The organism is Burkholderia anthinoferrum (assembly GCF_002925705.1).
Classification (GTDB): Bacteria; Pseudomonadota; Gammaproteobacteria; order Burkholderiales; family Burkholderiaceae; genus Burkholderia; species Burkholderia semiarida.
The window spans coordinates 1-1,109 of record NZ_LFZP01000031.1 but is presented as its reverse complement, the minus strand read 5'-3'; the positions used below and the strand labels follow the sequence as shown (position 1 = coordinate 1,109).

Annotated in this window: 1 protein-coding gene; it reads right to left on the bottom strand. The window is 70.2% G+C overall.

All coding sequences use genetic code 11. The features are described from left to right. The coding region (locus tag C5F75_RS09375) for an acetyl-CoA C-acetyltransferase (RefSeq protein WP_059898464.1) at positions 1-1,109 on the bottom strand (1,109 nt) is incomplete at both ends.

Here is a 1,109-nt window from a genome sequence, read left to right as displayed (position 1 = left end):
TCGCGCTTGGCCATCTCGTGCAGCAGCGTCACCAGGATCCGGCAGCCCGACGCGCCGATCGGGTGGCCGATCGCGATCGCCCCACCGTTCACGTTCACCTTCGACGTGTCCCAGCCCATCTGCTTGTGCACCGCCAGCGCCTGCGCCGCGAACGCCTCGTTGATCTCCATCAGGTCCAGGTCGCCCGGCGTCCAACCCGCACGCTCCAGACACCGGCGCGAGGCCGGCACCGGACCCATGCCCATCACGCTCGGATCCACGCCCGCGTTCGCGTACGCCTTGATCCGCGCCAGCGGCGTCAGGCCCAGCGCCGCCGCCTTCTGCGCCGACATCACCAGCACCGCCGCCGCGCCGTCGTTCAGCCCCGACGCGTTCGCCGCCGTCACCGAGCCGTCCTTCGCGAACGCCGGCTTCAGCCCGGCCAGCGATTCGGCCGTCACGCCGTGACGCACGAACTCGTCGGTCGCGAACTGCAGCGGCTCGCCCTTGCGTTGCGGGATCGACACCGGCACGATCTCGTCGTTGAAGCGCCCGGCCTTCTGCGCGGCTTCCGCCTTGTTCTGCGACAGCGCCGCGAATGCGTCCTGCTCCTCGCGCGTGATCCCGTATTCCTTCGCGACGTTCTCCGCCGTGATGCCCATGTGGTACTGGTTGTACACGTCCCACAGGCCGTCGACGATCATCGTGTCGACCAGCTTCGCGTCGCCCATCCGGAAGCCGTCGCGCGAGCCCGGCAGCACGTGCGGCGCCGCGCTCATGTTCTCCTGGCCGCCCGCGATCACGATGTCCGCGTCGCCCGCGACGATCGCGTTCGCCGCCAGCATCACGGCCTTCAGGCCCGAGCCGCACACCTTGTTGATCGTCATGCCCGGCACGGCGCTCGGCAGCCCCGCCTTGATCAGCGACTGCCGCGCCGGGTTCTGCCCGGAGCCGGCCGTCAGCACCTGGCCCATGATCACTTCGCTGACCTGCTCGGGCTTCACGCCCGCACGCTCCAGCACCGCGCGGATCACCGTCGCGCCCAGTTCAGGCGCCGCCACCTTCGCCAGCGAGCCGCCGAATTTGCCGACCGCGGTCCGCGCGGCCGATACGATCACTACGTCCGTCAT